Raw genomic sequence first — 26346 nt, forward strand, 5'->3', positions numbered from 1 at the left:
ACCCGGGCGGGAGCCGGGCGGGGAGCCGGGCGGGAGCCGGGCGGGGAGCCGGGCGGGAGCCGGGCGGGGAGCCGGGCGGGAGCCGGGCGGGGAGCCGGGCGGGAGCCGGGCGGGGAGCCGGCCAGAGGGCAACGGGACGCGCCGGCGACCCGGTCCGCCATGAGCCGGGGCATGAGCCGCGTGAGCCGGGTCAGGAGCCAGGGCATGGGCCGAATGGCGTCACAGCGGCCTGGGGGGAGGGACGGAGCGGGCCCGGTTAGGCTGGTGCGTGTCTCTTGCCGGCCGTCGTCGCGAACTCTCCGCAGCCGAGCTGTCCGTCCTGCTGCCGGACCTGCCGCCCGACGCCGTTCACGCGCTGTGGCTGTTCTCCGGTGGTCTGCCGGGGCCGGCGCTCGCCCTCGCCCGGGAACTCACCGGGCTCGACGCCACCGTCGACCCGGTCGCCCATCTGGCGCTCACCGTGCCGTCCCGGGCACAGTTCCTCGAACTCGACGTCGGCCTGATCCGGCTGCTCGAATCCGCGGCCGGGCGCCCGGCTCCCCCGGCCGTCCGGGCCCGGGTACTGGCCCGCCTCGCCAGGGAACTGCTGGGCGACACCTCGGCCAGGTCCCGCCGCGGAGAGCTGGCGGACGAGGCGGTGGCGCTCGCCCGGTCCGCCGGCGATCCCGGCACGCTCGCCGAGGTACTCGACAGCCGGCTCCACGCGCTGTGGGATCCGGCGACCGCGGCGGAGCGCCTGGCCACCGCGGCCGAGATCGTCGCCGGGGCCCGGCGGGCCGGGGACGCCCCCGCGGAGCGCCGGGGGTTGTTCTGGCGCTTCGTGGCCCTGACCGAGCTGGGCGATCTGGCGGCGGCCGAGGCGGCGCTGACCACCTACGCGCGCGCCGGGGAACAGGCCGGGGACACCGAGGCGGCCGTGGTGGTCCTGGCTCGGCAGGCGGTACTGGCGACCGTCCGCGGCCGGTTCGAGGACGCGACGGCGCTGGCGGCCGAGGTGGCGGCGGCGGGGCGGCGGGCCGGGGTGAGCGACACCGGCCGTCTGGTCGGGTCGGTGACCGGCCAGGTGGCGGTGTTGCGCGGTGGGGCGGAGGTCCCGGTGGAACCGTGGCGTGAACTCGCCCGGCGGCTGCCCGGTCACTTCTTCGAGGCGACCGCGGCCCGGTCGCTGATGGAGAACGGCCACGACGTCGAAGCGGGACTGGAGCTCGAACGCCTCCTGCCGGCCGTTCTGGCGGGGACCGGACCGCGCTGGGTGGGCGCTCTCGCCGACCTCGCGGTCGTCGCCTCGCGGGTCGGTGAACCGGAGGCCGCGCGCGGACTGTACGAGGCACTGCTGCCCTTCCGTGGCAGGCTCGTGGTGTGGGGCGGCGCCAACACGATCACCGGGCCGGTCGACGACTACCTCGGCCGGCTGGCCGGCCGGCTCGGCCGGACCGAGGCCGCGCTCGGCCATCTGACGGACGCGGCGACGTCGGCGCGACGCCTGGGCGCTCTGCCCTGGCTGGCCAGGACGCTCACCGCACGGGCCGAGATCCTGGCCCGTACGGGCGGTCCTGACCGGCGGGACCGGGCCGGCCAGGATCTCGGCCGGGCCCGGTCGATCGCCGAGCGGCTGGGCATGCGCGGCCTCCTCGCGACGCTGCCGCCGGCCGGTCCGCCGGCCGACGCGTGGTGGCTGGTCCGCGAGGGGCCGGAGTGGCGGCTGGAGGCCGACGGCGAGACGGCACGCCTGCCCGACGGGCGCGGACTGCACTACCTGCGGGCCCTGCTGGCGGCGCCGGGCCAGGAGATCCCCGCGCTCGACCTCGTCGCCGGCGGCGCGGGGCTGCGTGTGCCGGAGGGCGATCCCGTACTGGACGACACCGCCCGCGCCGCCTACCGGCGTCGGCTCGCGGTGCTCGACGACCGGCTCGACGCCGCCGACCGCGCGGGCGACACCGAGGCCGCGACGGCCGTCCAGGCGGAACGCGGCGCGCTGCTCGCCGAGTTGCGGCGGGCCAGTGGGCTCGGCGGGCGGCAGCGGACCCAGGGAGGCGAAGCCGAACGGGCCCGCGTCAGCGCCACCCGGAGTGTGTGGGCGGTCGTCAAGCGCGTCGAGGCCGTCGCACCGCTCGCCGGCGCCCATCTGCGGGCCTCGCTGCGCACCGGCCGGTTCTTCCGCTACCACCCGGCCCCGGGCGGCCCGGCGCACTGGCACGTGTGACCCTGCCCGCCGGCACGTGTGACCCGCGCCACGTACAGATCGTTCCTGGTCGGGTTACGCCTTCCTGGTGAACGGACGACAGGCACACGAACAGGAGATACGGCATGGTTCCGGACACGACGGGTGCGCCCTCGCGGTACGTCGGAGGCCTGGCGGCGGAGAGCCATGGCGCCGCCGCCGCCGACGACCGGCCTCCGCTCCTTCTGCTCCACGGGCTCAGCTACGACCGGCGCCAGTGGGGCCCGCTGCTGCGTGAACTCGCGAGCACCGACCCGGCCCGGCGAGTACTGGCCCTCGACCTGCCGGGGCACGGCGGCTCGCCCCGGCACGACTCCTACGCTCTCGACGAGGTCGCGGCCGCCGTCCACCGAGCGGTGTCCGAGAGCGGACTGACGGCTCCGACCGTGGTGGGCCACTCCCTCGGCGGTGTCCTCGCCACGGTCTACGCCGCCCGGTATCCGGCGAGCGGCGTCGTCAACATCGACCAGCCGCTGCTCGCGGGCGGCTTCGCCGACATGCTGCGCCGGAACGAACCCGTACTGCGGAGCCCCGCCTACGGCAGGATCTGGGACTCCCTCCTCGCGCGGATGGGCGTCGAGTCCCTGCCCCGCCCGGTCCGGGACCTCGCCCGGCCACCCGTGCCGCCCGCACAGGACCTGCTCCTCGGCTACTGGAACGAACTGCTCGTCAGGCCGGCGTCCGAACTGCGCGAGCACCGCGCCCATGACCTGGCCCGTATCGCCTCGCAGGGGATCCCGTACCACTACGTGACCGGCGAGGAAGCCGATCCCGGCTATCTGGCCTGGCTCAGGGAGACCTCGCCCGGCGTCGCCGTCACCGTGCTGCCGGGCAGTGGCCACTTCCCGCACCTGGTCCACCTGGCGGAGCTGGCCCGGATCCTCGCCGCCACGGTCTGACGGGCGGCGACGATCGACAGGGGCCGACGCCGGGCGCCTAGGATATGTTCCCACTGGAAACAATTCGCCATGTCGCCATGTCAGCGAAGGCGAAGCACACCGAAGCATCCCGGCACCGCCGCAGATTCCCGCAGACTCCCGCACGCACGGATGAGAGGTCTCCATGTCCCAGGAGCAGTGGACCGCCGTCGACCGTTACCTCACCGATCAGCTCGCCCCCGAGGACGACGTGCTCACGGCGGCGCTCGCCGCCGGTGACGCCGCCGGGCTGCCCGCCATCAACGTGGCCCCGAACCAGGGGAAGATGCTCCAGATCCTCGCCCGGATCCAGGGCGCCCGCAAGATCCTGGAGATCGGCACCCTCGGTGGTTACAGCACCATCTGGCTGGGCCGCGCGCTGCCGGTGGACGGCAGACTGATCTCCCTGGAGGCCGATCCCACCCACGCCCAGGTGGCCCGCGCCAGCCTGGCCCGCGCGGGGCTCGACAAGATCGCGGAGGTCAGGACGGGCCCGGCGCTGGAGACGCTGCCCACGCTGGAGGCCGAGGGCGCGGGCCCGTTCGACTTCGTCTTCATCGACGCGGACAAGCGGAACAACCCGCACTATCTGGAGTGGTCGCTCAGGCTCACCCGGGCCGGCAGCGTCATCGTCGTGGACAACGTCGTACGGGACGGAGCGGTCGCCGACCCGGCGAGCACCGATCCCTCGGTGGTGGGCACGCGGGAGATGATCGAGCTGATGGCGATCAGCCCCCGGCTCTCCTCGACCGCCGTACAGACAGTCGGCACCAAGGGGTACGACGGCTTCGCGCTGGCCCGGGTCCTGGCCTGACGGACGGGCCCGAGGGCCGCTTCCGGGCCCCGGGCCCACGCCGGCGGAAGGGACCCGCTGCGGCGGAGGCAGGCCCGGCCGACAGGGGCAGGCCCGCCTCCGCCGGAGGCGGACACAAGGAGGGAGGCGGCGGGCCGTCCCTTGCCCACCGCCTCCTGGTCTTGACCGGCCCCGTCGCCGCTTGCGCGGTCCGGCGGCGGCGGCAGAGCTGCCGTCAGATGCGCAGCAGCCGTTCCGTGACCTCGCGGTAGCTCTGGAGCGCGAGCCTCAGCTTCTCCGTGTCGGAGCCGTCCGTCGCGTGCTTCCCCTCGCCGGGACCGTTGCCGTCCCAGCCGGCGCGCAGCGAGCGCGGACGCTCGGCCAGCGCGCTGGTGAGCCGCTCGGCCGCCTCGTCCAGGACTCCGGCGGCCTCCTCGACGGAGCGCCGGGGTCCGTCGACGAACGTACTGAGCGCGTCCTGGAGGCGCAGGCTCAGCCGCTCGCTCTCGTCCTGCGGGAGCAGCCGCGTACCGCTGGTGGCCGCGCCGTCGCGCGCCGCCCCACCGGCGGTGTCTGCGGCGGGCCTGCCGGATGTCTCCATCCCGTCCCCGGCGAGAACCGGCTTCACGGGCTCGTGCGCCGTGTCGTGCTGCGCCGTGTCCTGCGGGGGGCGGCTGTGCAGCGGCTTGACCGACTCACGCACATCGTGCGGCGCCTTCGCGAACTGCTCCGTCCCGGCCCTCCCCCGGCCGTCCCTGGCCGGGGGAACGGTCGGCGCGGGCGGCGGGGGCGGAGGCGGCGGGACCTGACGCATCACATCGGTCTCCCGCCGCGTCCGCTCGCTCCGGTGGGTCCGGTCGCCGTCGGCGGTCCGGTCGGACATGTCGGTGCGGTCGATCCCGTCCGTCCGGTCCATCCCGTCCATCCGGCCCGCCCGGTCCGTCCTGCCCGCCCGGTCCGCGCCGTCCATCCGGTCCGTCCCGTTCCTACGGTCCGTCCCGTCCGTCCGGCCGACCCGGTCCGTCCGGTCGCTCCTACCGGTTCGTCCGCTCGTATCGCTCCTGTCGCTCTTCGGGTCGTACGTCATCAGACACCACTCCCTTTGGGCCGCAGAGAAAAGTTTCGGTTCCGGCCGACGGCGCCACTGCCACGCTGCCCGTCGCGCCTGTCCGGGTGACCGAGGATCAGCCGGTCGAACAGCTCACGCGCGCCGACCAGCGCCTCGCGCAGCTCCTCCGTGCTCGTGCCACCGCCGTCCGCCGAGGCCACCCGGTGCATCCTGCGATATCCGTCCACCTGGTACGGGTGATGGACGGAGAGGGCCTCGAAGTGCTCGTCGGACCGGCCCTCGTGCTCCGGGCCGCCGGGGTAACCGCGCTCGGCCGCCAGCCTGGCCAGCAGCCGGTCCGCCTCCACCACCGCTTCGCGCGGCGTGTCGACGAAGCGCTCCTGGAGCCCGGCCCACATGGCCACGTACTGCTCACGCTGCTCCGCGGGGAGCGGCTCCGGACGCAGCTCGCCGTGGCGTCCCACCCGCTCGGTCAGCTCGCGTTCCGCGGCCTTGGAGTCCCCGTCGTGGCGGGCGAGCACACGGTCGTACTCCGGTCCGAACCGGCGCTTCAGTCCGCTTCGTCCGCTTGCCCTGCCGGGCCCGATGTACAGGACCGCGGCCACGACGATCACGAACACCACGGCCAGAGCGATGACGATCAGGACTGTGGACATGATTGCCTTCCTAGCTCTCGTCTCGTTCCGTACGCCGCTCGTACGCGGCCCGTGCGCGGGGCGTACGGGCACCGGTACCGCTCGTAACGGGTCGTTCTTGGAATCGGGTTGCCCGTAATCCGTTGGCCAAACGGCTCTTCACCCTGATAGCGGTTCGGCCATGAACTGGTCCGTGCTTCCCGAGCCCTTCGCCGGCCCCGACGCCACCCGGCTGCGCCGCGCCTACTACGCCGAGGTCGCCGGCCGCTACTGGGGACGGCCCGCGACCACGGCGGAGATCGACGCGGGCCTGGCCGAGGAACCGGCCGACCCGGCCGGCCGACTCGCCCCGCCCACGGGGGAGTTCGTCGTCGGCCGGTACGGCGGCGAGGCCCTGTCCTGCGGCGGACTGCGGCTGCTCGACGCGGACACGGCCGAGCTGACCCGGGTGTATGTGAGCCCCGGCGTACGGGGCACCGGGGGCGGCGGCGCCCTGCTCGCCGCCCTGGAGCGGGCCGCGTCGCGCCTCGGGGCGGGCCGGCTCGTCCTCGACACCCGGCTCGATCTGGTCGAGGCGCGGGGGCTGTACGCGAAGCACGGCTTCCGGGAGATCCCGGCGTACGGCACGCCGGGCCCGTACAGCGAGATCTGGTACGGCAAGCGACTGACGGTCCGCGCGGAGCCTTAGGCCGTGTCTTCGGAGCCTTAGGCCGTGTCTTCACAGTGGCGTCCGGCCGGAGACGCCCGGCACCGCGGTCCGAAGGCGCGGCCCGGAGATGCGGCCCGAAGGCGCGGCCCGGAGATGCGGTCCGAAGGCGCGGCCCGGAGGTGCGGCCCGGCACCGCGGTCCGGCACCGCGGTCCGGAGGCCCGGTCCGAAGGCGCGGCCCGGAGGCGCGGCCCGGAGGTGCGGCCCGGAGGTGCGGCCCGGAGGCCCGGTCCGGAGGCCCGGTCCGGAGGCGCGCCGCGCGGGCTCAGACCGCGTGGTCCCTCGGCGGCGCCGGGGCCGGCGGGCGTTCGCTCTCGGCCCCGCACAGCTCGCTGTTGAGGTCCCGTACCAGCTCCACCAGGTCCTCGGGCCTGCCGGGCCCCCACCAGTCGCCCAGCAGCTCCGTCAGGGAGTCCTCGCGCGCCTTCGCCAGCGCCTCGGCGGTCTCCACGCCCCGGGGGGTGAGGGTCAGTTCGAGACCTTCGCGTCTGGCCAGTCCCCGTTCCTCCACCTGCCGGGAGGCGTCGGTGACGGATCTGACCGGTACGGGCAGGGTCTCCAGGAGCGCGCCGGGCTGGACCGAACCGAGACGGCGGATCCGCAGCAGCAGCCAACTCGCCGCCGGGAGCAGGTCGTACCCCGACGTCGCGGTGATCCGCTCGTAGATCCGGCGGCGGCCCTCGCGCGTGCCGAGCACCGACAGCGCGCGTGCCACCTCGTCGTGCGAGGAGCGGACGACCGGATTGCTCCCCAGGGTCTCGCTGGCCTCCGGGGCGGTCACCGAGCCGCGCAGCTTGTCCTCCTTGAGGAACCACGCGACGGCGAAGGCGAGCAGCACGGCCGGTGTCGCGTACAGGAAGACGTCGGTGATGGAGGACGAGAACGCGTCCAGTACGGCGGGCCGCAGATCGGCGGGGAGCTGTTCGATGGCCCGTGGGTCGGCGGACAGCTCGCCGGGTCCCACCCCGGGCGGCGACGACGCGTCGGTGAGGACGTCGGTCAGCCGGCCGGCGAGCAGATTGCTGAAGACCGTGCCGAAGATGGCGACGCCGAAGGACGCGCCGATCGAACGGAAGAAGGTGGCGCCCGAGGTGGCGACGCCGAGGTCCTGGTAGCTGACGGAGTTCTGCACGACCAGCACCAGGACCTGCATGACCAGTCCGAGGCCCGCGCCGAAGACGAAGAAGTAGACGCTCGCCTCCAGGGTGCCGCTGGTCGCCGTGAGCCGGTGGAGCAGCAGCAGCCCGAGGGCGGTGACGGCGGCGCCCAGGATGGGGCAGGCCTTCCAGCGCCCGGTATGGCTGACGATCTGCCCGGAGACGGTGGAGGTGATCAGCAGGCCGAGCACCATGGGCAGCAGATGCACACCGGACATGGTGGGTGTCACGCCCTGGACGACCTGGAGGAACGTCGGCAGATAGGTCATCGCGCCGAACATCGCGAAGCCGACGATGAAGCTGATGACCGCGATGAGCGTGAAGGTCCTGATCCGGAAGAGCCGCAGCGGCAGTACGGGTTCGGCCGCGCGCCGCTGGGCGCGGATGAAGAGGACGAGCAGGACGGTGCCGAGCGCGGTGAGTCCGATGATCTCGGCGGAGCTCCAGGGCCAGGTCGTACCGCCGAGCGAGGCGACCAGGACGAAACAGATCGCGACGGACGCGATCAGGAGGGTCCCGAGGTAGTCGATGGTGTGCCGGGTCCTGCGGACCGGTATGTGCAGGAAGGCGGCGATGACCGCGAGCGCGACCGCGCCGACGGGCAGATTGACGTAGAACACCCAACGCCAGCTCAGATGCTGGGTGAAGAAACCACCGAGCAGCGGGCCGAGCACGCTGGTCGCGCCGAAGACGGCGCCGAACAGTCCCTGGTACCTGCCCCGTTCACGCGGCGGGACGAGATCCCCGACGATCGCCATCGACAGCACGATCAGTCCGCCGCCGCCGAGGCCCTGGACCGCGCGGAAGGCGATGAGCTGCGCCATGTTTTGGGATATGCCGCAGAGCGCGGAGCCGATGAGAAAGATGACTATCGCGAGCTGGAAGAGCCGCTTACGGCCGTACAGGTCACCGAGCTTGCCCCAGAGGGGAGTAGCGGCGGTCGACGCCAGCAGATAGGCGGTCACGACCCAGGAGAGATGTTCCAGCCCCCCGAGATCGCTGACGATGGTCGGCAGTGCGGTGGAGACGATGGTCTGATCGAGCGAGGCGACCAGCAGCCCCATCAGCAGGGCGCATATGGCGACCAGGACAGTGCGCGGTTTGTGTGTGTCGCCGGGGGCCGGACTTATGGCCGGGGTACTCACTTCCTGAATCATGTGACAACTCCTCGGATCCGCCGGATTCCATCCTGTCCGCTCTGTCCGGTTATGGCCTGCCGAGAGTCCGCCGGAGCCCCTGGGCCAGGCGCATGCCCGCCCCGCACGGCCTGCATAATCGGCGGCAGTTCAAGGGGAGGGAACCCACGTTGACCGGACAGCTCTGTCCCGAGTGCGGCACGCCGCGCACCGCAGACGACAGACCCGGATGCGCCTGTGCCGTGCGGCCGGGACCGGCGGCACCGGCCGCCCGGCGCCCCTCGGGGGCGACGGCCGCGGAGACGACGATGCCGCTGACGAGGGTCGCCGGGCCCGTCGGGCCGAAGCCGTCGGCGACGCCACGGACCGCTCCACCGGCGGACACCCGGAAAGCGGATGGGGCGGCGCGGAAGTCCGCGCGGCGGACGGAGAGTCGGCCGTCCGACACCCAGGAGACCGGGGAGAAGACCGCAGGAGGAGCGGTCGCCGGACAGGCGCTCACCGGAGCGCCGGTCGCCGGACAGGCGGTCGCCGCAGGGCCGGTCGCCGGACAGGCGGTCGCCGGGGCGGAGGTCACCGGGGACGGGACCGCCGCGAGCGGGGCCACCGGGGAGATTACGAGGAAAACCACCCCCGAGACCCCGGGGACCCCGGGGACCCCGGGGACCCCGGGGACCCCGGAGGAGACCCCGGAAGAGGTCACCGGACAGCTCACCGCGGACACCGCCGAGGACGGAGCGGCGGACACCGCGACGGACACCACGCGGGCCAGGGTGGAGGGCGTCTCCGCGGACCTCGCCGAGGAGATCGCGGAGGCCGAGGACTTCAATCCGCTGCGCGTACGGCCATACGTGACACTCGACGCGGGCGACGACAGTACGGAGCCGCCCCCGGTCTTCCGCACCGCGGGCCCGATGCCGCCCCTCGCGCCCGCGAGCGACTCCGCCGAGCCGCCGCCCGCGCCCTTCCGTCCGGCACCGCCGCCGCCCCGCCGCACCCCGTACCGGGCGCTGGCGATCGGCGCGGCCGTCCTGGCGGTGATCGGGACGGCGGCGTTCGCGGGCGGGCTGTTCTCGGGGAGCGAGCCGGGGGAACGGGCGCTGCCGGAGCGGACGAGCGGCCTTCCGACCGTGGGCGTCCTGGAGTCCGGCGCCTCGCGGAGCCCGTCCGCGCCGTCGACCCCGGCCGCGACGCCGTCGTCCTCGGCGCCGTCCACGGCGGGCACCAGCCCCTCCCCCGGCCCCGGTGTCAGCACGGCGCCGTCCGCCACCGCCTCACGGGAGCCGTCGGCGCCACCCTCCTCCACCGCCCCCGCGGGCACCCCGTCCCGCACGAAGCAGCCCCCGCGGCAGCCGTCGTTCGCCCCGGAGGGCGCGTCCCTCGGCCCCGGCGACTCCGGACCCGAGGTCGTGGAGCTCCAGAACCGGCTCGCGGAGGTGTGGCTGTTCCGCGGCCGGCCCGACGGGCGGTACGACGAGCGCGTCGAGGGCGCGGTAACGGTCTACCAGTCGTACCGGAGCGTCGAGGGCGACCCCGAGGGCGTCTACGGACCGAACACCCGGCGCGCCCTGGAGGCCGAGACCCAGGGGCGCGGTCGACGGCACTGAAGCTTTTTGTACAATGACGAAACAAAGTGGTTCCGCCCGTACACCCTGACCGGCGGGCGGAGCCGCTTCTGTCTGTCTGTCCGCCCCGCTCCCGCGCTCTGGAGTCCGCCGATGACGGCCACCGCCGCCACCACGACATCCGTGTCGGTCCTGACCACCCGCGCCCTCCTGCTCGACATGGACGGCACCCTCGTCAACTCCGACGCCGCCGTGGAGCGCTGCTGGCGGCGCTGGGCGGTCGCCCAGGGGCTGGACCCGGACGAGGTGCTCAAGGTCGTCCACGGCCGCCAGGGGTACGCCACGATGGCGGTGCTGCTCCCGGACCGGCCCATGGAGCAGAACCTCGCCGACAACCGCAGGATGCTGGCCGAGGAGACGGCGGACACGGAGGGCGTCGTCCCGATCCCCGGCGCCCCCGCCTTCATGGCGGCGATCGCCGCGCTGCCGCACGCCCTGGTCACCTCGGCGGACACGGCCCTGGCCGAGGCGCGGATGACCGCGGCGGCGCTCCCCCTGCCCGGCACCCGGGTCACGGCCGAGAGCGTCACGGCGAGCAAGCCCCACCCGGAGGGCTTTCTGCTGGGCGCGGCCCGGCTGGGCTTCGCGCCGGAGGACTGTGTGGCGCTGGAGGACTCTGAGGCGGGCATCACGGCGGCCCGAGCGGCCGGTATGCGGGTGGTGGGCGTGGGCCCCCGTGCCGCGGCGATGGCCCCGGACGTCCATGTCCAGGACCTGACGCGGCTGCGCGTGGAAGCGCTGCCGACGGGCGAGATCCGGCTGCACGCGCAGGCGTAGCCGGCCCCGGCGGGCGCGGTGGTCCGAAGCCGGCTGCCGGCAGCCGGGGCGGTACGGATCCCCGGCCGACGGCAGCCAGGACGGTACGGGATCCCCGATCGCGGACAGCCAGGGCCGAAGCGGTACGGATCCCCGGCCGGCGGCACGCGGCGCAGCCGTAGGGAGCCGGCTCAGCGGTCCCGGTGGAGCCTGCCGCGCGCGACCAGCTCCAGCACCGTACTCACCGCCACGGCCTGCACCGCCATCAGCGCCACCAGCACGAAGAGCTGCACCGCCCCCGCCTGCACCGGCGACGCGCCGCCCAGCAGCATCCCCACGAACGCGCCCGGCAGCGTCACCAGCCCCACCGTTCTCGTCTGGTCGAGCCCCGGCAGCAGCGCGTCCGCCGCCACGGCCCTGGCCACCTCCATCCGGGCGTCCCGGTCGGGCAGCCCCAGCGCGAGCCCCGCCTCGACCTCGCCGCGCCGCGCGTGCAGCTCGTCGAGCGCCCGCCGTCCGCCCAGCACCGTCGCGGTGAGCGCGCCGCCGATGAGGATGCCGACGACGGGGACCACCGCGATGCCCCGGTGCGGTACGACTCCGGTGAGCAGCAGGAGGACCATGACGGGCGCCACCGCCGCCCCGATCGGCACGGCGGCCCACCACCATGTCCCGTTCCGGGTGACCCGGCGGCCCGCGGTCCGTACGGCGACGGCGTACATCAGCACCACGAAGCCGAGCAGGGGCGCGACGGCCCCGACCACCCACCCGATCAGCAGCGAGACCGCGCCGAGCTGGACGGCGGCCCGCAGCCCCGCGAAGGCGATCTCCCGGGCCCGTCCGAGCCGGGCGAACACGGCCACGGCCACGGCGACGGCCAGCAGCAGCGCGAGGACAACCCAGAACATGACATCGACCCGCAGCAGCACGGCCCCAGCCTAAGCCGCACCGGACAGGGCGAAGCCGGGTCCCGTACGTCACACCGCGCGGGACCCGGCCGCTCCCGCACAGCCGCGCGCGGCGCACCCAGCCGGGCCCGTACGCCACACGCGGCACCCGAGGTTCTCGTACGCCGCACCACCCGCACCCCAGGTTCCGCACGCCGCACGAGCCGCACCCGACCGGCACCAATCGGCCACGCGGGGCGCGTCCGGCCGGTCCGGTGAGCCGTCCCCGGCGGGTCACGGGATTCCCTCGCGCCCGCGCGGCGCCCCGCGCCCCCGCGTGCCGTACCGCCTCGACCGCGTCAACTTTGCCCCGAATGCACCGAGTTGCCCACCCGTCAGGAACTACCAGGCGCCCATACCCTCTTGATGTGACGTGCCCATGTCGCCACCCTGTTACCTGGCGCCCACCCCATGGAAACCCGCCACCACCACGATGGCGGCCGGGCCGACGGTCCCGTACGTCCCGGTCCACATGCCCCACCCCCGCACGGTCCGGTTCGATTCCCCCCACCTCAAGGGAGTTCGCATGTCTGGTATCTACGCGCGTCGAATGCCTCGTATCGCCGTACTCGCCGCCTCGGCCGCCCTCGCCACCGCCACGACCCTGCTCACCGCCCCCTCCGCGCAGGCCGCCATGCCCACCCCGGTCAGCGCGGCCACCGCCCGCACCTACCTGGGGCAGCTCACCGTGCGGGCCGAGGGCTCCACCAGCGGTTACAGCCGTGACCTGTTCCCGCACTGGATCACCCAGTCCGGCTCCTGCGACACCCGTGAGGCCGTGCTCAAGCGCGACGGCACCGGCGTCGTACAGAACTCCAGTTGCCAGGCCACGAGCGGGAGTTGGTACTCCCAGTACGACGGCGCCACCTGGAGCGCCGCGTCCGACGTGGACATCGACCACATGGTGCCCCTCGCCGAGGCCTGGACCTCCGGCGCGAGCGGCTGGTCCACCTCGCAGCGCCAGTCCTTCGCGAACGACCTGACGCGTCCGCAGCTCATCGCCGTCACCGACAACGTGAACCAGTCGAAGAGCGATCGCGACCCGGCCGAGTGGCTCCCGCCGCGCACCGCGTACCGCTGCACCTATGTCCGCGCCTGGGTCCAGGTGAAGTACCACTACAGCCTCACCGTCGACTCGGCCGAGAAGAGCGCGCTCCAGAGCGTCCTGAACGGCTGCTGAGACCGCCCGCGGCCTCCCGGCCCCCGGCGCCGCTCCCGGTCCCGTTCCCGGTCCCGGTCCCGCGGCGCCACCCCCACACCGGCCGGACCTCCTCCCCGCCCTCCTCCGTCGTTCCGTACCCTACGGTGCGACGGAGGAGGGCAACCATGACCGGACTGCGCCTGGGGCCAGTGCTGCGGTACGTCGATTTCGGCGGCGCCGGCACGGCGAGTGTGTGGGTCGAGACCGACCGGCCCGCCGCGGCGGAGGTCCGCTGCGGGGACGGCGCGTACGGCATGTCGCGGACGTTCCAGGTCGCGGGGCACCACTACGCGCTGATTCCGGTGACCGGTCTGACGCCGGGCACCACCACCCCGTACGACGTCCTGCTCGACGGCCGCCAGGTCTGGCCCCCGGAGGACTCGTCCTCGCCGCCCAGCACGATCCGTACCCCCGCGGCCTCCGATGGGCCCGGGGAGGAGCTGCGGGTCGCGTTCGGGTCCTGCCGGTGGGCCGCGCCCGCGCACGGTGAGCCCGATCCGGTCGGCCCCGACGCGCTCGACACCCTCGCGAAGCGGCTGGCGGCCGACCCAGGAGCCGCACGGCCCGATGTGCTGCTGCTCCTCGGCGACCAGGTGTACGCGGACGAGACGTCCGACGCGACGAGGGCACGGTTGGGCGCCCGGCGGGACCTGGCGGAGCCGCCGGGGGCCCAGGTCGCGGACTACGAGGAGTACACGTATCTGTACGACGAGTCCTGGAGCGACCCGGACGTGCGGTGGCTGCTCTCCACCGTGCCGAGCTGCATGATCTTCGACGATCACGATCTCATCGACGACTGGAACACCAGCGCGGCCTGGCTGGAGGACATGCGGGCGACGCCGTGGTGGCAGGAGCGGGTGCTCAGCGGGCTGATGTCGTACTGGGTCTATCAGCACCTCGGCAATCTCGCCCCCGAGGAGCTGGCGGCGGACGAGCTGTACGCGGCCGTACGCGCGGCGCCCGACGGCACCGATCTGCTCCGGCGGTTCGCCGCCGAGGCCGACCGCGATCCGGCGTGCGCGCGGTGGAGCTACCGCCGCGACTTCGGCCGTACCCGGCTGCTGATGATCGACTCGCGCGCCGCCCGGGTGCTGGAGGAGTCCGCCCGCGCGATGCTCGACGAGGGCGAGGAGCGGTGGGTGCGCGACCAGGTGATGGACGGGCGCGGCGACGATACGGACACCGGTGCCGATGGCGGGGCGGGGGACGGGTCGGGGAACGGGTCGAGCGGGCGGGCCGGGGACGGGTCGAGCGGGCGGGGCGGGCGGGGCCCCTACGACCATCTCCTGATCGGCACCTCTCTCCCCTGGCTGCTGCCGCCCTTCATCCATGACGCCGAGTCCTGGGACTCCGCGCTCTGCCGGGGCGAACGCGGGCCGCGCTGGGCCCGGTTCGGGGAGAAGCTGCGCCGGGCGGCCGATCTGGAGCACTGGGCCGCCTTCCCCGACTCGTTCGGCGCGCTGGCCGCGCTGATCGCGGAGGCCGGCAGCGGTCCCGGCGCACCGGCGACGGTGTCCGTGCTGTCGGGCGATGTGCACCACGCGTATATCGCCGAGCCCACCTGGACGGCGGGCGACGGTCCGGACGCGCGGGTCCTCCAGCTCACCTGCTCCCCGGTGCACAACTCCGTGCCCGGCTGGATAAAACTCGGCTTCCGCCTCGGCTGGAGCCGGGGAGCCCGCCGCCTGGGCCACGCCCTGGTCCGCCACGGAAGGATCCGCCCCTCGGGCGTCGACTGGCGCAAGACGGGCGGGCCCTGGTTCGGCAACCAGCTCATGACCCTGACCCTGCGGGGCCGCTCCGCCACCCTCCGCCTGGACCAGGCCCACACCCGCTCCGGCAGGGCCGAACTGGCCACCATCGAAACCCGAACCCTGACGCCCTGACGCCCTCTGCCCCTCTGCCCCCGAGCGACGCCCGGCCCGCACCCCGAGCACCCCGGCCGGACCCGCTCTCCCCGCCCCTACGCGGGCTGTTCGTGCTCCATCACTTTGGCACAGTCCTCGTGCAGGTACGCGTACCAGCCGGGACCGGAGGGAGCGTCCCGGTACACCCTGCGGTGACTTTCCTCCGGCTCCACAGGCCAGTGGCACACGGAGCAACGCCGCGTCATATCCGGGAAGGTGACGCGTGGGCCCGAGCCACGACGCGAGCGGAACGCCATCAGGAACCCCCCGACCGTCCATGCGGATGCGCCGCAAGCCCGGCCGGCACCGTGGTCAACAGGCGCCGCGGCGGCTCCGCGTACGCGTGAGGCCTCCTGACAGGCCGTAAGCACCAGAGGTCGCCCGACTCGACGCACACGATCGACTCAATGGTGCCCAGTTCAAAGGCTCGGTCCGCCATCGACTGCCCTTCCGCACACGGTTGCTCGCTACCGGCTTGCTCGCACTGGGCAACAGCGCGGTTACACACAGCGGTACCGTTGGGAAGCGCAGGAGAGTTAAGAGCGTTAAACCCTTGGCGCCACCGTGCATGGGGAGTTGAACGAACCGTGAGCACCAGCGAACCGAACAGCGGGTTGGAACGACTGTTCCGTGAGACCGGTTGGAGTCTGCGGCAGTTCGCCCAGGCCGTGAACCGTATCGGGACCGAGCAAGGCACCCCGGTCCGGTACCGCCCCCCGTCCGTACATCAGTGGTTGAACGGCGGGATGCCGCGCGAGTCGGCCCGACCACTGGTCCTGGAAGCGCTCGCCCGAAGACTGAGCCGTCCCGCAGCACCGGCGGATGCCGGCTTCCCCACACCGGAGACGCCGAGCACATCGGGCACTGCTGAAGGGATCATCGATCTCGGAAAGCAGGACATGGACCCGTCCCGCCGCAGCGTCATCGGCTCTGCTCTCTTTTCCGTCGCACTCACCGTGCCCAACTGGCCCGACGTAGTGGGCCGCATGGAAGTGGCCCAAAAAGGCACACGGACGCGCCTGGGCTTGTCGGACGTGCACACGGTCATCGCCATGACGGAACAGCTCTCGTCCATGGACGATCAGCATGGCGGCCGCACCGCTCGGCCCCTCGCCGCGACGTTCCTCGTCAACACGGTCGCGCCCTTCCTGCGGACCGACGGGCCGGAGGACGTACGCAAAGCGATGATGTCGGCGGCCTCCGACCTCTGCTACCTGACCGGCTACATGGCGGTCGACGAAGGTTTGCACGGGCTCGCACAGCGCTACTACCTGAAGGCCCTGGAACTCGCCGGAGCCTCGGAGGATCATTTGACCTATTGCACGACACTCCGGGGCATGAGCGTACAAGCCGTAGACCTCCATCAGGGACCCGTCGCGATGCGACTGGCCGATGCCGCCGCGGCCTCGTCCCCGCAGGCGGGCCCCCGGATGCGTGCGTTCCTCGCGGGACAGCAGGCACATGCCGCCGCACAGACCGGGGATCGTCGCTCCGCGCTGATGTTTCTGCATGAAGCGGAAGCAGCCATGGACCGTGCGGAGTCCCGCGGGAGGGTCTTCGGCTCGTACGATCCCGCCGCGCTCAACTACCACACCAGCCAAGTGCGTTTTGAGATGGGCGACATGGCCGGCGCGGTGACCGCGATGCAGGAGTCGGACAAGTTGCGCTACAGCATCTACCGGCGAACGCGGGTCAAAGAGCGTGCCATCCTCGCAGAACGGCAACTGGCGGTCGGACACCTGGAAGCCGCCTGCCGGACGTGGGGACTCGCCCTGGATGACTATCCACTCGTCAACTCGGGGAGAATCGACAAGCGGATGACGGACATGTTCAGCCTCATCGGCCCGCATCTGAAGAACCACGAGGCGCAAGCGCTGCACGAGCGCGCACGGGCAACGGTACGGCCCGAACTGATCCCCGTATGACAACGGGCAAGACCCGACCGCCTCCACCGGGATCCGTCTCGGCCGGGATCCGTCTCGGCCGGGATCCGTCTCGGCCGGGGACGGAAAGCCGATCGGCGGGGCCGGCCCACGCGCGGCTGGGCGGGGGCGGTTGGTTACCGTGGAGAAGCGGGTCCTGACGCCCTGACATCTCCGGGCCGTCCAACCGCCTCGTCGGCGCCTCCGTGATCATTCACACAAGGCGCGATCCTTGGCCCAAGGCTTCGGCTGCCGGTGCGGCAACGGCATGATGATGCGGACCATCCGCTTCCCGTACCCCACATGCCCCGGGAGTCACAGTTTTGTCCGATGCACGGCCCCCCCAGCCCCGCTCACTCGCCGTCGTCGGCGCCGGTCCCCGCGGCACCTCGGTCCTCGAAAGACTCTGTGCGTCCGTGCCCGAACTGGCTCCGGACGTCCCGTTGACCGTCCATCTCGTCGACCCCGCGCCGCCCGGCGCGGGCCTCGTCTGGCGTACCGACCAGTCGGCCGAGCTGCTCATGAACACCGTGGCCTCGCAGGTGACGGTGTTCACCGACGAGAGCGTCGAGTGCGAGGGCCCGATACGTCCGGGCCCGAGTCTGTACGAGTGGGCCAGGGCCCGCCCGGAGGAACGCCTCGGCCCCGACGACTATCCGACCCGTGCCGCCTACGGCCGCTATCTGGAGTGGGCGTTCCGTACGACGGTGGAGAACGCGCCGGAGAACGTCACGGTCCAGGTGCACCGGGCGCGCGCGATCCGTCTGGAGGACAGCGGCGAAGATGGCCCGATCACATCCCTGTCCGAGCCCGGTACATCCGGTACGCCCCGTTCCTCCACCCCCCAGCGGCCCGCCCAGACGCTCACCCTCGACAATGGCATGACGATTTCCGGCCTCAGTGCCGTCGTCCTCACGCAGGGCCATCTACCGGTGGTTTCCGGCCAGACCGAGGCGACCCTCGCGCAGTACGCCGCGCGTCACCGGCTCCGCTATCTGCCGCCCGCCAACCCCGCCGATGTCGATCTCTCGGCCGTCGCTCCGGGCGAACCGGTTCTGCTGCGCGGCCTCGGTCTGAATTTCTTCGACCACATGGCACTGCTGACGGCGGGACGCGGCGGCATTTTCGCCCGGGGAACCGACGGCGTTCTCGTATACCACCCGTCGGGGCGCGAACCGCAGTTGTACGCGGGCTCGCGGCGCGGCATCCCGTACCAGGCACGCGGGGACAACGCGAAGGGACCCTCCGGCCGCCATCGGCCGCTGGCGCTGACCCCGGATGTGATCGCGGTCTTCCGCAAGCGCGCCGACGAGGGCGACCCGCCGGACTTCCGCAGGGAGATATGGCCGCTGGTCGCCAAGGAGGTGGAGGCGGTCTTCTACGCCACGACACTCTTCGGCGCTCCCGACGGGATCCCGTCCGCGACACCGTCCGGGCCGCTCTCCGCGACATCCTCCGGGCCGTCCTCAGCAACACCCCCCGGGCCGTCCTCAGCGACACCCCCCGGGCCGCTCTCCGCGACATCCTCCGGGCCGTCCTCAGCAACACCCCCCGGGCCGCTCTCCGTGACACCCCCCGGGCCTTCCTCCGCGAGGCCGTCCGGGACGCCGTCCAGGGCCCCCGCCGAGGCCGCCGGGGCCCCCACGCCCACGCCCACGACACCGTCGCCGGCGCGCGGCCGCTCCTCCCGGGTCGTCCGGGCCCGGGAGGACTTCCTCGACCGCTTCCTCTCGGCGCCCGCCGGCAGCCCGCAGGAGGCCGCCGTCCTGGACGCGGCCGGGATCGCGCCCGCCGACCGCTGGTCCTGGGACCGGATCTCCCGCCCGTACGACGGGGAGACCTTCCGCGATCCGGCGGATCATCGCGCCTGGCTGCTGGCCCATCTGCGGTGCGACGCGGCGGAGGCGGCGCTCGGCAATCTCGCCGGTCCGGTCAAGGCCGCCCTGGACGTACTGCGCGACCTGCGCAACGAGCTGCGCCAGATCGTGGACCACGCCGGTCTCAGCGGCTCGTCCCGGCGCGACCATCTCGACCGCTGGTACACGCCGTTGAACGCGTTCCTCTCCATCGGCCCGCCGCGCCGCCGCATCGAGGAGATGGCGGCACTGATCGAGGCGGGGGTGCTCGATGTGATCGGGCCCCGGACGGCCATGCGCACGGTGGACGGCGCGTTCCTCGCCGAGTCGCCCGAGGTGCCGGGGTCGGCCGTCCTCGCCACGACCCTGGTGGAGGCGCGGCTGCCGGAACCGGATCTCCGGCGGAGCTGCGACCCGCTGCTGTCACGGCTGCTGAAGACCGGTCAGTGCCGGCCGCACCGCGTCGGAGGTTACGAAACCGGCGGGCTGGATGTAACACGCCGTCCGTACCACTTGATAGACCGGCGGGGGGAATTCCACCCCCGGAGGTTCGCGCTCGGCGTCCCCACGGAAGGGGTGCACTGGGTCACCGCCGCCGGAGCACGGCCGGGCGTCGACTCGGTGATGCTTTCCGACACCGACGCGGTGGCACGTGCCACCCTCCGCACGCCGCCCACCTGGGAAGCGGAACACGCGGCGCGAATTGATCCCCGCCTGAATGTTGAACTTGCAAGCATTGATTAGGTCTGCCTAACGTGAGGGGAGCTTCTCATCGGTCCAGACCAATCGATCGAAGGAGTACAACCCCCCATGTACACACGCCTCAACCACGGTCAGCCCTACGCCATCGGGCTCTTCCGTATCGTCGTCGGGCTCCTCTTCGCCTGCCATGGAGCGGCCTCGCTCTTCGGTCTCTTCGACAAGGACACCGTCTCGGCGGGCACCTGGCCGGGCTGGTTCGCCGCCGTCATCCAACTCGTCGGCGGCGGGCTGGTACTGCTGGGCCTCGGCACCCGGATAGCGGCACTGGTGTCCTCGGGCTCCATGGCGTTCGCGTACTTCGATGTGCACCAGCCCGAAGGGCTCTTCCCGATGCAGAACAACGGCGAACCCGCCGCCATGTTCTGCTGGGCTTTCCTGCTGATCGTCTTCACCGGGCCCGGAGCGCTCTCGCTGGACCGGCTGTTCTCCTCCCGCGGCTCGCGCGGCTCCCGCGGCGACGGCGAGGAGGCCAGGCAGGAACAACGTACGGCCGTGGCCGCCTGATCCGTGCGCCCTGCCCCTCCGCGGCCGCGCCACGCCGCTCCGTACCGACGTCCCACCGCTCCGCGCATTCGCTGACCCGTTCGACCGCTGATCCCTTCGACCGATGGGTGGCACCCCCGATGCCGGCGTCCGGGACCTTCACCGAGGTCCGGCCGCCGGCATCGTGCGCCCCGGGCGAGCCGGCCGGACCGCACAGGCGTACGCTGTACGGCGGCAGCCGCCCCTGCCGCTTCCCTGCGACCGCGGCACTGTCACGGGACCGGGCGGGGAGAGTCGAGAAGGTGCTGGAGAGTCTGGGGTCGCTGACCGGCAGCCCATGGATCTACGCGGTGGTGGGTGTCTCCGTACTGCTCGACGTGTTCCTGCCGGTGCTGCCCAGCGGTGTGCTGGTGATCACGGCCGCCACGGCCGCCGCCGCGGGCGCCGGTTCGACCACGATCGCGAACGCGGCCGACGAGGTGGCCCAGGTGCCGCGCGAGGTGCCCTCGCTGCTGATCCTGATGGCGTGCGCGGCCGGCGCCTCCGTACTGGGTGATCTCTTCGCCTTCCGGCTGGCCAGACGCGGCGGCCGGCTCGGCCGGGCCATCGCGCGCTCACGCCGGCTCACCACCGCGCAGGAGCGGCTCGGCGGCGCGCTCAGCCGTAGCGGCGGGATCCTGGTCGTCATCGCCCGATTCGCCCCGGCGGGACGCTCGATCGTCTCGATCGGCGCGGGCGCGGCCCACCGCAAGGTGATGGAGTTCCTGCCCTGGTCGGCGCTGGCGGGCGTGGCGTGGACGGCCTACAGCACGGGTCTCGGCTACTTCGGCGGCCAGTGGCTGGGCGCGAGTTGGGTCGGCACGGCGGTGTCCGTGCTGGCGCTGTTCGCGGCGGGCTCGCTCGCGGCGTATGTCATCCGGCGGCCCACAGCGGCCCCGGCCCCCGCCGTGGTCGGCTGACACAGGCAGCACGAGGCGGCACGAGGCGGCACGAGACAGTACGAGGCGGTACGAGCCCTTGCGGGTCGCCCCCGGACGGGTCGATCCCGGGCAGTACGCCTACGACGTAGCGGTACGCATACGACGTACGGCGTACGACGCCTCAGGCGCTCCGCCGCGCCGCGGCGGCCACACCGGCCGTACCGCCAGACGCATCGGCTGCACCGGCCGCACTCGCCGCACCCGCCTTCGCCGGCACATGGGCACCCGTGGCCGTCGCCGTACCCGTAGCCGTACCCGCACCCGCACCCCGTACCTCGATGTCCCGGAGCAGTCGCGCGGTCGCCTCGGCGATCTCCTCGACGGCCCGGTCGAAGACCTCGCGGTTGTGCGCCGCGGGCGCGCGGAAGCCCGAGACCTTGCGTACGTACTGGAGGGCGGCGGCCTGGATGTCCTCCTCGGTCGCCTCTTCGGGGAGCACGGGCGGACGGAGCGTCTTGATGCTGCGGCACATGCCTCCAGTGTGACCCATACGGCGGCGGCGAGACCGGAGCGGTCCGCGACCCCGGCCGCGACGGGCCGACCGCCCGGCCCCGCGCACGCCCCGCCCCTCACTCACCTCGCCGCGCCGTGCTGTCCCGCACCACCAGCCGGGTGCCGAACTCGATCCGGGCGTCGGGCTGGTCGGACTTGCGCAGCCGCAGCAGCATCCGCGCCGCCTCCTCGGCCATCGCCACCAGCGGCTGGTGCACGGTGGTGAGCGCCGGGCTCGACCACTGGGCGAGCGGTATGTCGTCGTACCCGACCACCGAGAGATCCGCCGGAATCCGCAGCCCCAGCACCCGCGCCGCCTCCAGCACCCCCAGCGCCTGGAGATCGCTGCCCGCGAAGACCGCGGTCGGCCGGTCGGGGTGCTTGAGCAGCTCCATCGCGTGGGTACGGCCCGACTCCACATGGAAGTCGCCGAAGCGCACCAGGGCCGGATCGGCCTCGTACCCGGCCATGCTCATCGCCGACCGGAAGCCGTCGAGGCGCGCCAGCGAACACATCATGTCCTCGGGCCCGGTGATGACGGCGATCCTGCGGTGGCCCAGCTCGATGAGATGACGGGTGGCGGCGAGCCCGCCCGCCCAGTTGGCGGAACCCACCGAGGGCACATCGGGTTCCGGGTCACCGGCCGGGTCGATGATGACGAACGGGATGGCCCGTGACCACAGCTTCTTCTTGAGGTCGTCCGGGAGGGTCGAGAAGACCAGGACCACCCCGAGCGGGCGCCGCCGCAGAACGCCCTCGACCCAGTCGGCGCCCGGGGAGTGCCGTGTGCCGGTCTCGGTGAGCACCACACTCACGCCGGTCTCCTTGGCGACGTTCTGGACGCCCCTGATCAGCTCCATCGACCAGGTGCTGTCCAGCTCGTGGAAGACGATCTCGATGAGCGGCGCCTCGGGGGCGCTGGGCGCGGAGCGCCGGTAGCCGTGCTCCTCCAGCAGCTCCTCCACCTTGACCCGGGTCGGAGCCGCGACATCGGGACGCCCGTTGAGGACCTTCGAAACTGTCGAGAGCGAAACCCCGGCTTGCGAAGCCACCTGGGCCAGGGTGACCCGGCCTGCACTCCTGTCATCACGCATGGACCGAAGGATAAGCCACCGAAGGTCACCGGCGTCCGGTAACGGTTTGGTCGCGCGATGACCGCACTGTTGACCGCTTGAGGGAGGGGTCCTACGGTCACTCGGCAGAATAGTTTCGGCAATGTAGCCGATACTTTCGAGAGATCGAGAGGTCTATCGATGACGACAAGCGCAGGGAAGACACGCGTGAGGTTCTCGAAAGCCGTGGCCGGTGGTGCGGCACTCGTCCTGGGACTGGGCCTCGCCGCCTGCGGTGGCAACGGCGGCGGCACGGCCGGGGGTGACGGGGAGTTCCATGTCCTGGTCTACGGCGACGCCGCGAACAAGGTGGAGAAGCAGATCGTCGCGGAGTTCAACAAGACCTCCAAGGTGAAGGCGGTCCTGGACACCGTCCCCGGGGCGGACTACCAGCAGAAGCTCCAGACCATCATCAACACCCCGCAGGCACCCGACGTCTTCTTCAACTGGGGCGGCGGCAGCATCCAGCCCTTCGTCAAGGCGGACCTCCTGCTGCCCATCGACGATCTGATCGCGACCGGCCCGGGTACGGGCCCCGACGGACTCGCGGGGCTCAAGGAGAACTTCCTGCCGTCGGTCTACGACACGGCGAAGGTGGACGGCAAGGCGTACGGCATCCCCATGCGCGGCACCCAGCCGGTGCTGCTCTTCCACAACCGCGAGGTTCTCGCGGACGCCGGTGTCGCCCAGCCCCCGAAGACCTGGGACGAACTGCTCGACGCGGTGGGGAAGCTGAAGGCCGAGGGCGTCACCCCGATCGCGCTCGGCGGCGGTGACCGGTGGCCCACCCTGATGTGGTTCGAGTACCTCTACGACCGTATCGCCGGCCCCGGGCTGCTCCAGAAGGCCCTGGACGGCGACAAGAGCGTCTGGGAGAGCGCCGACAGCAGGAAGGCGCTGAGCATGCTCAAGGAGCTGGTCGACACCGGCGCCTTCGGCACCAACTACGACTCGGTGAAGTTCACCGACGGCGGTTCGGCCGCGCTGCTGGCGAGCGGCAAGGCGGGCTTCGAGCTGATGGGCTCGTGGGAGTTCTCCACCCAGCAGGACGCCAGCCCCGACTTCGCCGCGAACGACCTGGGCTACAGCGAGTTCCCCACCGTCGAGGGCGGCAAGGGTGACCCGGCGTCGGTCGTCGGCAACACCAACAACTTCTACTCCGTGCTGAAGCGGACCGAACACGCCGAGGACATAGCCAAGTTCCTCAAGCTGATGTACTCCGACGGCTTCGTCGAGGCGCAGTTGGCCATCGGCAATCTGCCCACCACCACGAACACCGCGAAGTTCCTCGGCTCGGCGGAGAACTCGGAATATCTGAAGTACCAGTTCGACCTGGTCGACAAGGCGCCCTCGTTCCAGCTCTCGTGGGACCAGGCGTATCTCCAGACCAACGCCACGCCCCTGCTGCAAGCCGTCCAGCAGTTCTTCAACGGGCAGATCGACGCCGACGGATTCATCAAGGCCATGCAGGCCCTGACCACCGGCTGAGGATGACGATCCCCATGACCGCCGCCACCGCCGGCCCCGCGGACAAGGACACGGGCGCCTCCGGGCGTACGGGCGCCTCTTCCCGGCACACGGGCACAGCCTCCGGGCGTACGGCCACAACCTCCGGGCGTACGGGCACCTCTCCCGGGCAGACGGGCACCTCCCCCGGGGACCCGGGAACCTCCTCCGGAGGTGCCTCCCCCGGTCGCGCGGTCGCCCGTCCCGGTCTGGGCTGGGCCCTTCCCGCCGCCCTGTTCTTCGGGCTGTTCGCGATCGTCCCGCTCGTCCTGGTCGCCGTGCTCTCCTTCACCCACTGGAGCGGGCTCGGCCCACCGGAGTTCGCCGGTCTGGACAACTGGACCGCGCTGCTCGACGACCCGGTGATGATCAAGAGTCTCTGGCTGAGCGTGCTGCTGACCGGGCTCGGTGTGCTGGTCCAGACCCCGCTGAGCATTCTGCTCGGGGTCTGGGCCGCCGGGCCCCAGCGCAACAGGGCCGTCCTGTCCGCGGTCTTCTTCGTACCGCTGCTGCTGTCCGCCACCGCGGTCTCCGTGCTCTGGCGCGCGCTGCTCGACCCCAACTTCGGGGTACCGGCGCAGGCGCGGTGGCTCTTCGGGGACGGCAATCTCCTGGGCTCCCGTACCGGGGCGATCGGGGTGCTCGTGCTGGTGAGCGCCTGGCAGTTCACCCCGCTGCACGCGCTGATCTACCAGGGGGCGACCCGGGCGATCCCCGAGGTCCTCTACCAGGCGGCGTCGATCGACGGGGCCGGGACCGTACGGCAGTTCTTCCACATCACGCTGCCGCAGCTCCGCAACTCCATCATCACGTCGGTGATCCTCATGGTGGTCGGCGGTCTCACCACCTTCGACACCGTGCTGATCCTGACCCAGGGCGGACCCGGCACCGACACCACCATCAGCGCCTTCTACATGTACCAGAAGGCCTTCAAGAGCTTCGACTTCGGCGCGGGAGCGGCCATCGCCCTGCTGCTGGTGGTCGTGGCGACCGCCATCTCGCTGGCCGTGGTGCGGATCTCGGGCTTCGACAAGATGGCCGGCACGAAGGAGGGCCTGTGATGAGCCGGTCCGCGACCGACCGGGCCACGGTCCGGGGCCGCCGCCCCACCCCCCGGGGCCGCGCCTCGGGGCCGGGCCGCCGCACCCCCAACTACGCGGCGGGGCTGGGCGTACTGCTGTGGCTGGGCCTGGTGGCGCTGCCGCTCTACGTGATGCTCGGCGCGAGCGTCCAGTCACGCGCGCGGTACACCGAGGGCGGTCCGCTGTCCTTCCCCGAGTCCTTCTCGTTCACCAACTATGTGCAGGACTTCTCCAACGGCTTCGGGCGCTACTTCCTGAACACCGTGGTCGTCACGGCGAGCGTCGTGGGGATCGTGCTGCTTCTCGTACCGCCGCTGGCCTTCGCGATCGTCCGCAACCGGGGCCGTGCCACCTCGCGGGTCTTCCGGCTCTTCCTGCTGGGTCTCGCCATCCCGGCGCAGGCCGTGATCGTCCCGATGTTCTACGTCATCAGCAGCGCGGGCCTGTACGACAACCTCATCGGTGTCATCCTGCCCACCGCCGCGTTCTCGCTGCCGGTCTGTGTGCTCATCCTCACCGGCACGATGCGCGACATCACCGACGAGCTGTTCGAGGCCATGGCCATCGACGGGGCGAGCACCCGGCGGGTCTTCTTCCAGCTCGTCGTCCCGCTGTCCAGGAGCGGACTGGCGACCGTCGTCGTGTTCTCCGCCCTTCAGGCCTGGAACGGCTTCCTCTTCCCGCTCGTGCTGACCCAGTCGGAGGAGACCAAGGTCCTCACCCTCGGGCTCTACAACTTCCAGACCCAGTACGGCATCGACATCCCGGGCCTGCTGGCGGCCGTGGTCCTCTCCACGCTGCCTGTTCTGCTCGTCTACCTGTTCGCCCGTCGCGCCCTGGTCCAAGGGCTGATGGGCGTGGGAGGAAAGTGACCGACCACACCGCGATCGACCGCACCGCGACCGATCCCACCCCAGCCACCCCCCACACCACCGATCCCGGTACGACCGGTCCCGGCACGGCAGGATCCACCGCAACGGATCCCGGCGCGAGCGGTCCCGGTACGACCGCTTCCACCGCGAGCGGTCCCGGTACGACCGGTCCTGGCGCGGCCGGTCCCGACGCGGCCCTCGACCGGC

At 72.4% G+C, this 26346-nt stretch carries 20 protein-coding genes and 1 pseudogene; 15 read left to right on the forward strand and 6 right to left on the reverse strand.

Going from position 1 to position 26346, the window contains the following annotated elements:
• The first annotated feature begins 268 nt into the window (after positions 1-268).
• The 3 genes from ACFYYH_RS25300 to ACFYYH_RS25310 all read left to right on the forward strand — a co-directional run bounded on the left by ACFYYH_RS25300 (position 269) and on the right by ACFYYH_RS25310 (position 3952).
• On the forward strand, positions 269-2203 hold the full coding sequence (locus tag ACFYYH_RS25300) for a hypothetical protein (protein WP_388555213.1): 1935 nt from the start codon (positions 269-271) through the stop codon (positions 2201-2203).
• A 104-nt stretch (positions 2204-2307) separates the two neighbouring features.
• Positions 2308-3120 carry an alpha/beta fold hydrolase gene (locus tag ACFYYH_RS25305; RefSeq protein WP_388555216.1) on the forward strand — a complete coding sequence of 271 codons (813 nt, stop codon included), beginning with the start codon at positions 2308-2310 and terminating at the stop codon, positions 3118-3120.
• Between the two features lie 163 nt (positions 3121-3283).
• The gene (locus ACFYYH_RS25310; RefSeq protein ID WP_388555219.1) at positions 3284-3952 is read left to right on the forward strand and encodes an O-methyltransferase; all 669 of its coding nucleotides are present in this window, start codon (positions 3284-3286) and stop codon (positions 3950-3952) included.
• A gap of 214 nt (positions 3953-4166) precedes the next feature.
• Here the strand turns inward: ACFYYH_RS25310 and ACFYYH_RS25315 are convergent, their stop codons facing one another.
• A complete protein-coding gene (locus tag ACFYYH_RS25315; RefSeq protein WP_388555222.1) occupies positions 4167-5018 on the reverse strand; it encodes a hypothetical protein in 852 nt (283 codons plus the stop codon).
• Complete coding sequence (locus ACFYYH_RS25320) at positions 5018-5656, reverse strand: hypothetical protein (RefSeq protein ID WP_388555224.1); 639 nt, start codon at positions 5654-5656, stop codon at positions 5018-5020. Before ACFYYH_RS25320 ends, ACFYYH_RS25315 begins: the two co-directional genes overlap by 1 nt.
• A gap of 160 nt (positions 5657-5816) precedes the next feature.
• Here ACFYYH_RS25320 and ACFYYH_RS25325 point away from each other — a divergent pair, with 160 nt between their 5' ends.
• Positions 5817-6323 carry a GNAT family N-acetyltransferase gene (locus ACFYYH_RS25325; protein WP_388555227.1) on the forward strand — a complete coding sequence of 169 codons (507 nt, stop codon included), beginning with the start codon at positions 5817-5819 and terminating at the stop codon, positions 6321-6323.
• Between the two features lie 285 nt (positions 6324-6608).
• On the opposite strand, the gene ACFYYH_RS25330 is transcribed toward ACFYYH_RS25325, so the two are convergent.
• Positions 6609-8657: a DHA2 family efflux MFS transporter permease subunit gene (locus ACFYYH_RS25330; protein ID WP_388555230.1), complete on the reverse strand. Its 2049-nt coding sequence runs from the start codon at positions 8655-8657 to the stop codon at positions 6609-6611.
• 287 nt (positions 8658-8944) lie between these two features.
• Between ACFYYH_RS25330 and ACFYYH_RS25335 the strand changes: the two genes are divergently transcribed.
• Together ACFYYH_RS25335 and ACFYYH_RS25340 are read left to right on the forward strand one after the other, a co-directional pair.
• The gene (locus ACFYYH_RS25335) at positions 8945-10243 is read left to right on the forward strand and encodes a peptidoglycan-binding protein (RefSeq protein WP_388555233.1); all 1299 of its coding nucleotides are present in this window, start codon (positions 8945-8947) and stop codon (positions 10241-10243) included.
• 111 nt (positions 10244-10354) lie between these two features.
• Positions 10355-11038, forward strand: a complete 684-nt coding sequence (locus tag ACFYYH_RS25340) for an HAD-IA family hydrolase (protein WP_388555236.1) — start codon at positions 10355-10357, stop codon at positions 11036-11038.
• Between the two features lie 170 nt (positions 11039-11208).
• Here the strand turns inward: ACFYYH_RS25340 and ACFYYH_RS25345 are convergent, their stop codons facing one another.
• Entirely contained in the window at positions 11209-11925 is a 717-nt protein-coding gene (locus ACFYYH_RS25345; RefSeq protein ID WP_388555451.1) for an ABC transporter permease, read from the reverse strand.
• A 565-nt stretch (positions 11926-12490) separates the two neighbouring features.
• On the opposite strand from ACFYYH_RS25345, the gene ACFYYH_RS25350 reads away from it, so the two are divergent.
• The 6 genes from ACFYYH_RS25350 (at position 12491) to ACFYYH_RS25375 (ending at position 21054) form a co-directional block, all read left to right on the forward strand.
• A complete protein-coding gene (locus ACFYYH_RS25350; RefSeq protein WP_388555238.1) occupies positions 12491-13144 on the forward strand; it encodes an HNH endonuclease family protein in 654 nt (217 codons plus the stop codon).
• 146 nt (positions 13145-13290) lie between these two features.
• Entirely contained in the window at positions 13291-15051 is a 1761-nt protein-coding gene (locus ACFYYH_RS25355) for an alkaline phosphatase D family protein (protein ID WP_388555240.1), read from the forward strand.
• Between the two features lie 608 nt (positions 15052-15659).
• Positions 15660-16997, forward strand: a complete 1338-nt coding sequence (locus tag ACFYYH_RS25360) for a tetratricopeptide repeat protein (RefSeq protein WP_388555242.1) — start codon at positions 15660-15662, stop codon at positions 16995-16997.
• A gap of 320 nt (positions 16998-17317) precedes the next feature.
• Positions 17318-19594 carry an FAD/NAD(P)-binding protein gene (locus ACFYYH_RS25365; protein WP_388555244.1) on the forward strand — a complete coding sequence of 759 codons (2277 nt, stop codon included), beginning with the start codon at positions 17318-17320 and terminating at the stop codon, positions 19592-19594.
• A 66-nt stretch (positions 19595-19660) separates the two neighbouring features.
• Positions 19661-20116 (forward strand): DoxX family protein, encoded by a 456-nt coding sequence (locus ACFYYH_RS25370; protein ID WP_388555246.1) that lies wholly within the window; start codon positions 19661-19663, stop codon positions 20114-20116.
• 281 nt (positions 20117-20397) lie between these two features.
• Complete coding sequence (locus ACFYYH_RS25375; RefSeq protein ID WP_388555248.1) at positions 20398-21054, forward strand: DedA family protein; 657 nt, start codon at positions 20398-20400, stop codon at positions 21052-21054.
• A 274-nt stretch (positions 21055-21328) separates the two neighbouring features.
• On the opposite strand, the pseudogene ACFYYH_RS25380 reads toward ACFYYH_RS25375, so the two are convergent.
• Both ACFYYH_RS25380 and ACFYYH_RS25385 read right to left on the reverse strand, forming a co-directional pair.
• Positions 21329-21547 (reverse strand): annotated as a pseudogene (locus tag ACFYYH_RS25380) (DUF2277 domain-containing protein); the annotation flags it as partial.
• A gap of 97 nt (positions 21548-21644) precedes the next feature.
• On the reverse strand, positions 21645-22661 hold the full coding sequence (locus ACFYYH_RS25385; protein ID WP_388555250.1) for a LacI family DNA-binding transcriptional regulator: 1017 nt from the start codon (positions 22659-22661) through the stop codon (positions 21645-21647).
• A gap of 159 nt (positions 22662-22820) precedes the next feature.
• Here ACFYYH_RS25385 and ACFYYH_RS25390 point away from each other — a divergent pair, with 159 nt between their 5' ends.
• Genes ACFYYH_RS25390 through ACFYYH_RS25400 form a run of 3 tightly spaced genes read left to right on the forward strand, consistent with a single transcriptional unit; the run spans position 22821 to position 26139 of the window.
• Complete coding sequence (locus ACFYYH_RS25390) at positions 22821-24167, forward strand: ABC transporter substrate-binding protein (RefSeq protein ID WP_388555252.1); 1347 nt, start codon at positions 22821-22823, stop codon at positions 24165-24167.
• A gap of 14 nt (positions 24168-24181) precedes the next feature.
• Positions 24182-25246 (forward strand): carbohydrate ABC transporter permease, encoded by a 1065-nt coding sequence (locus ACFYYH_RS25395; protein ID WP_388555254.1) that lies wholly within the window; start codon positions 24182-24184, stop codon positions 25244-25246.
• Positions 25246-26139: a carbohydrate ABC transporter permease gene (locus ACFYYH_RS25400; protein WP_388555257.1), complete on the forward strand. Its 894-nt coding sequence runs from the start codon at positions 25246-25248 to the stop codon at positions 26137-26139. Before ACFYYH_RS25395 ends, ACFYYH_RS25400 begins: the two co-directional genes overlap by 1 nt.
• Positions 26140-26346: the final 207 nt, after the last annotated feature.

Origin of the sequence: Streptomyces sp. NPDC002018, from assembly GCF_042890865.1 — a bacterium.
In the GTDB taxonomy this organism is placed as follows: domain Bacteria; phylum Actinomycetota; class Actinomycetes; order Streptomycetales; family Streptomycetaceae; genus Streptomyces.

Coding starts and splice junctions, on each gene's coding strand:
- ACFYYH_RS25305 (WP_388555216.1), top strand. CDS start 2,308: ATGGTTCCGGACACGACGGGTGCGCCCTCGCGGTACGTCGGAGGCCTG.
- ACFYYH_RS25310 (WP_388555219.1), top strand. CDS start 3,284: ATGTCCCAGGAGCAGTGGACCGCCGTCGACCGTTACCTCACCGATCAG.
- ACFYYH_RS25315 (WP_388555222.1), bottom strand. CDS start 5,018: ATGACGTACGACCCGAAGAGCGACAGGAGCGATACGAGCGGACGAACC.
- ACFYYH_RS25320 (WP_388555224.1), bottom strand. CDS start 5,656: ATGTCCACAGTCCTGATCGTCATCGCTCTGGCCGTGGTGTTCGTGATC.
- ACFYYH_RS25325 (WP_388555227.1), top strand. CDS start 5,817: ATGAACTGGTCCGTGCTTCCCGAGCCCTTCGCCGGCCCCGACGCCACC.
- ACFYYH_RS25330 (WP_388555230.1), bottom strand. CDS start 8,657: ATGATTCAGGAAGTGAGTACCCCGGCCATAAGTCCGGCCCCCGGCGAC.
- ACFYYH_RS25335 (WP_388555233.1), top strand. CDS start 8,945: ATGCCGCTGACGAGGGTCGCCGGGCCCGTCGGGCCGAAGCCGTCGGCG.
- ACFYYH_RS25340 (WP_388555236.1), top strand. CDS start 10,355: ATGACGGCCACCGCCGCCACCACGACATCCGTGTCGGTCCTGACCACC.
- ACFYYH_RS25345 (WP_388555451.1), bottom strand. CDS start 11,925: ATGTTCTGGGTTGTCCTCGCGCTGCTGCTGGCCGTCGCCGTGGCCGTG.
- ACFYYH_RS25350 (WP_388555238.1), top strand. CDS start 12,491: ATGTCTGGTATCTACGCGCGTCGAATGCCTCGTATCGCCGTACTCGCC.
- ACFYYH_RS25355 (WP_388555240.1), top strand. CDS start 13,291: ATGACCGGACTGCGCCTGGGGCCAGTGCTGCGGTACGTCGATTTCGGC.
- ACFYYH_RS25370 (WP_388555246.1), top strand. CDS start 19,661: ATGTACACACGCCTCAACCACGGTCAGCCCTACGCCATCGGGCTCTTC.
- ACFYYH_RS25385 (WP_388555250.1), bottom strand. CDS start 22,661: ATGCGTGATGACAGGAGTGCAGGCCGGGTCACCCTGGCCCAGGTGGCT.
- ACFYYH_RS25390 (WP_388555252.1), top strand. CDS start 22,821: ATGACGACAAGCGCAGGGAAGACACGCGTGAGGTTCTCGAAAGCCGTG.
- ACFYYH_RS25395 (WP_388555254.1), top strand. CDS start 24,182: ATGACCGCCGCCACCGCCGGCCCCGCGGACAAGGACACGGGCGCCTCC.
- ACFYYH_RS25400 (WP_388555257.1), top strand. CDS start 25,246: ATGAGCCGGTCCGCGACCGACCGGGCCACGGTCCGGGGCCGCCGCCCC.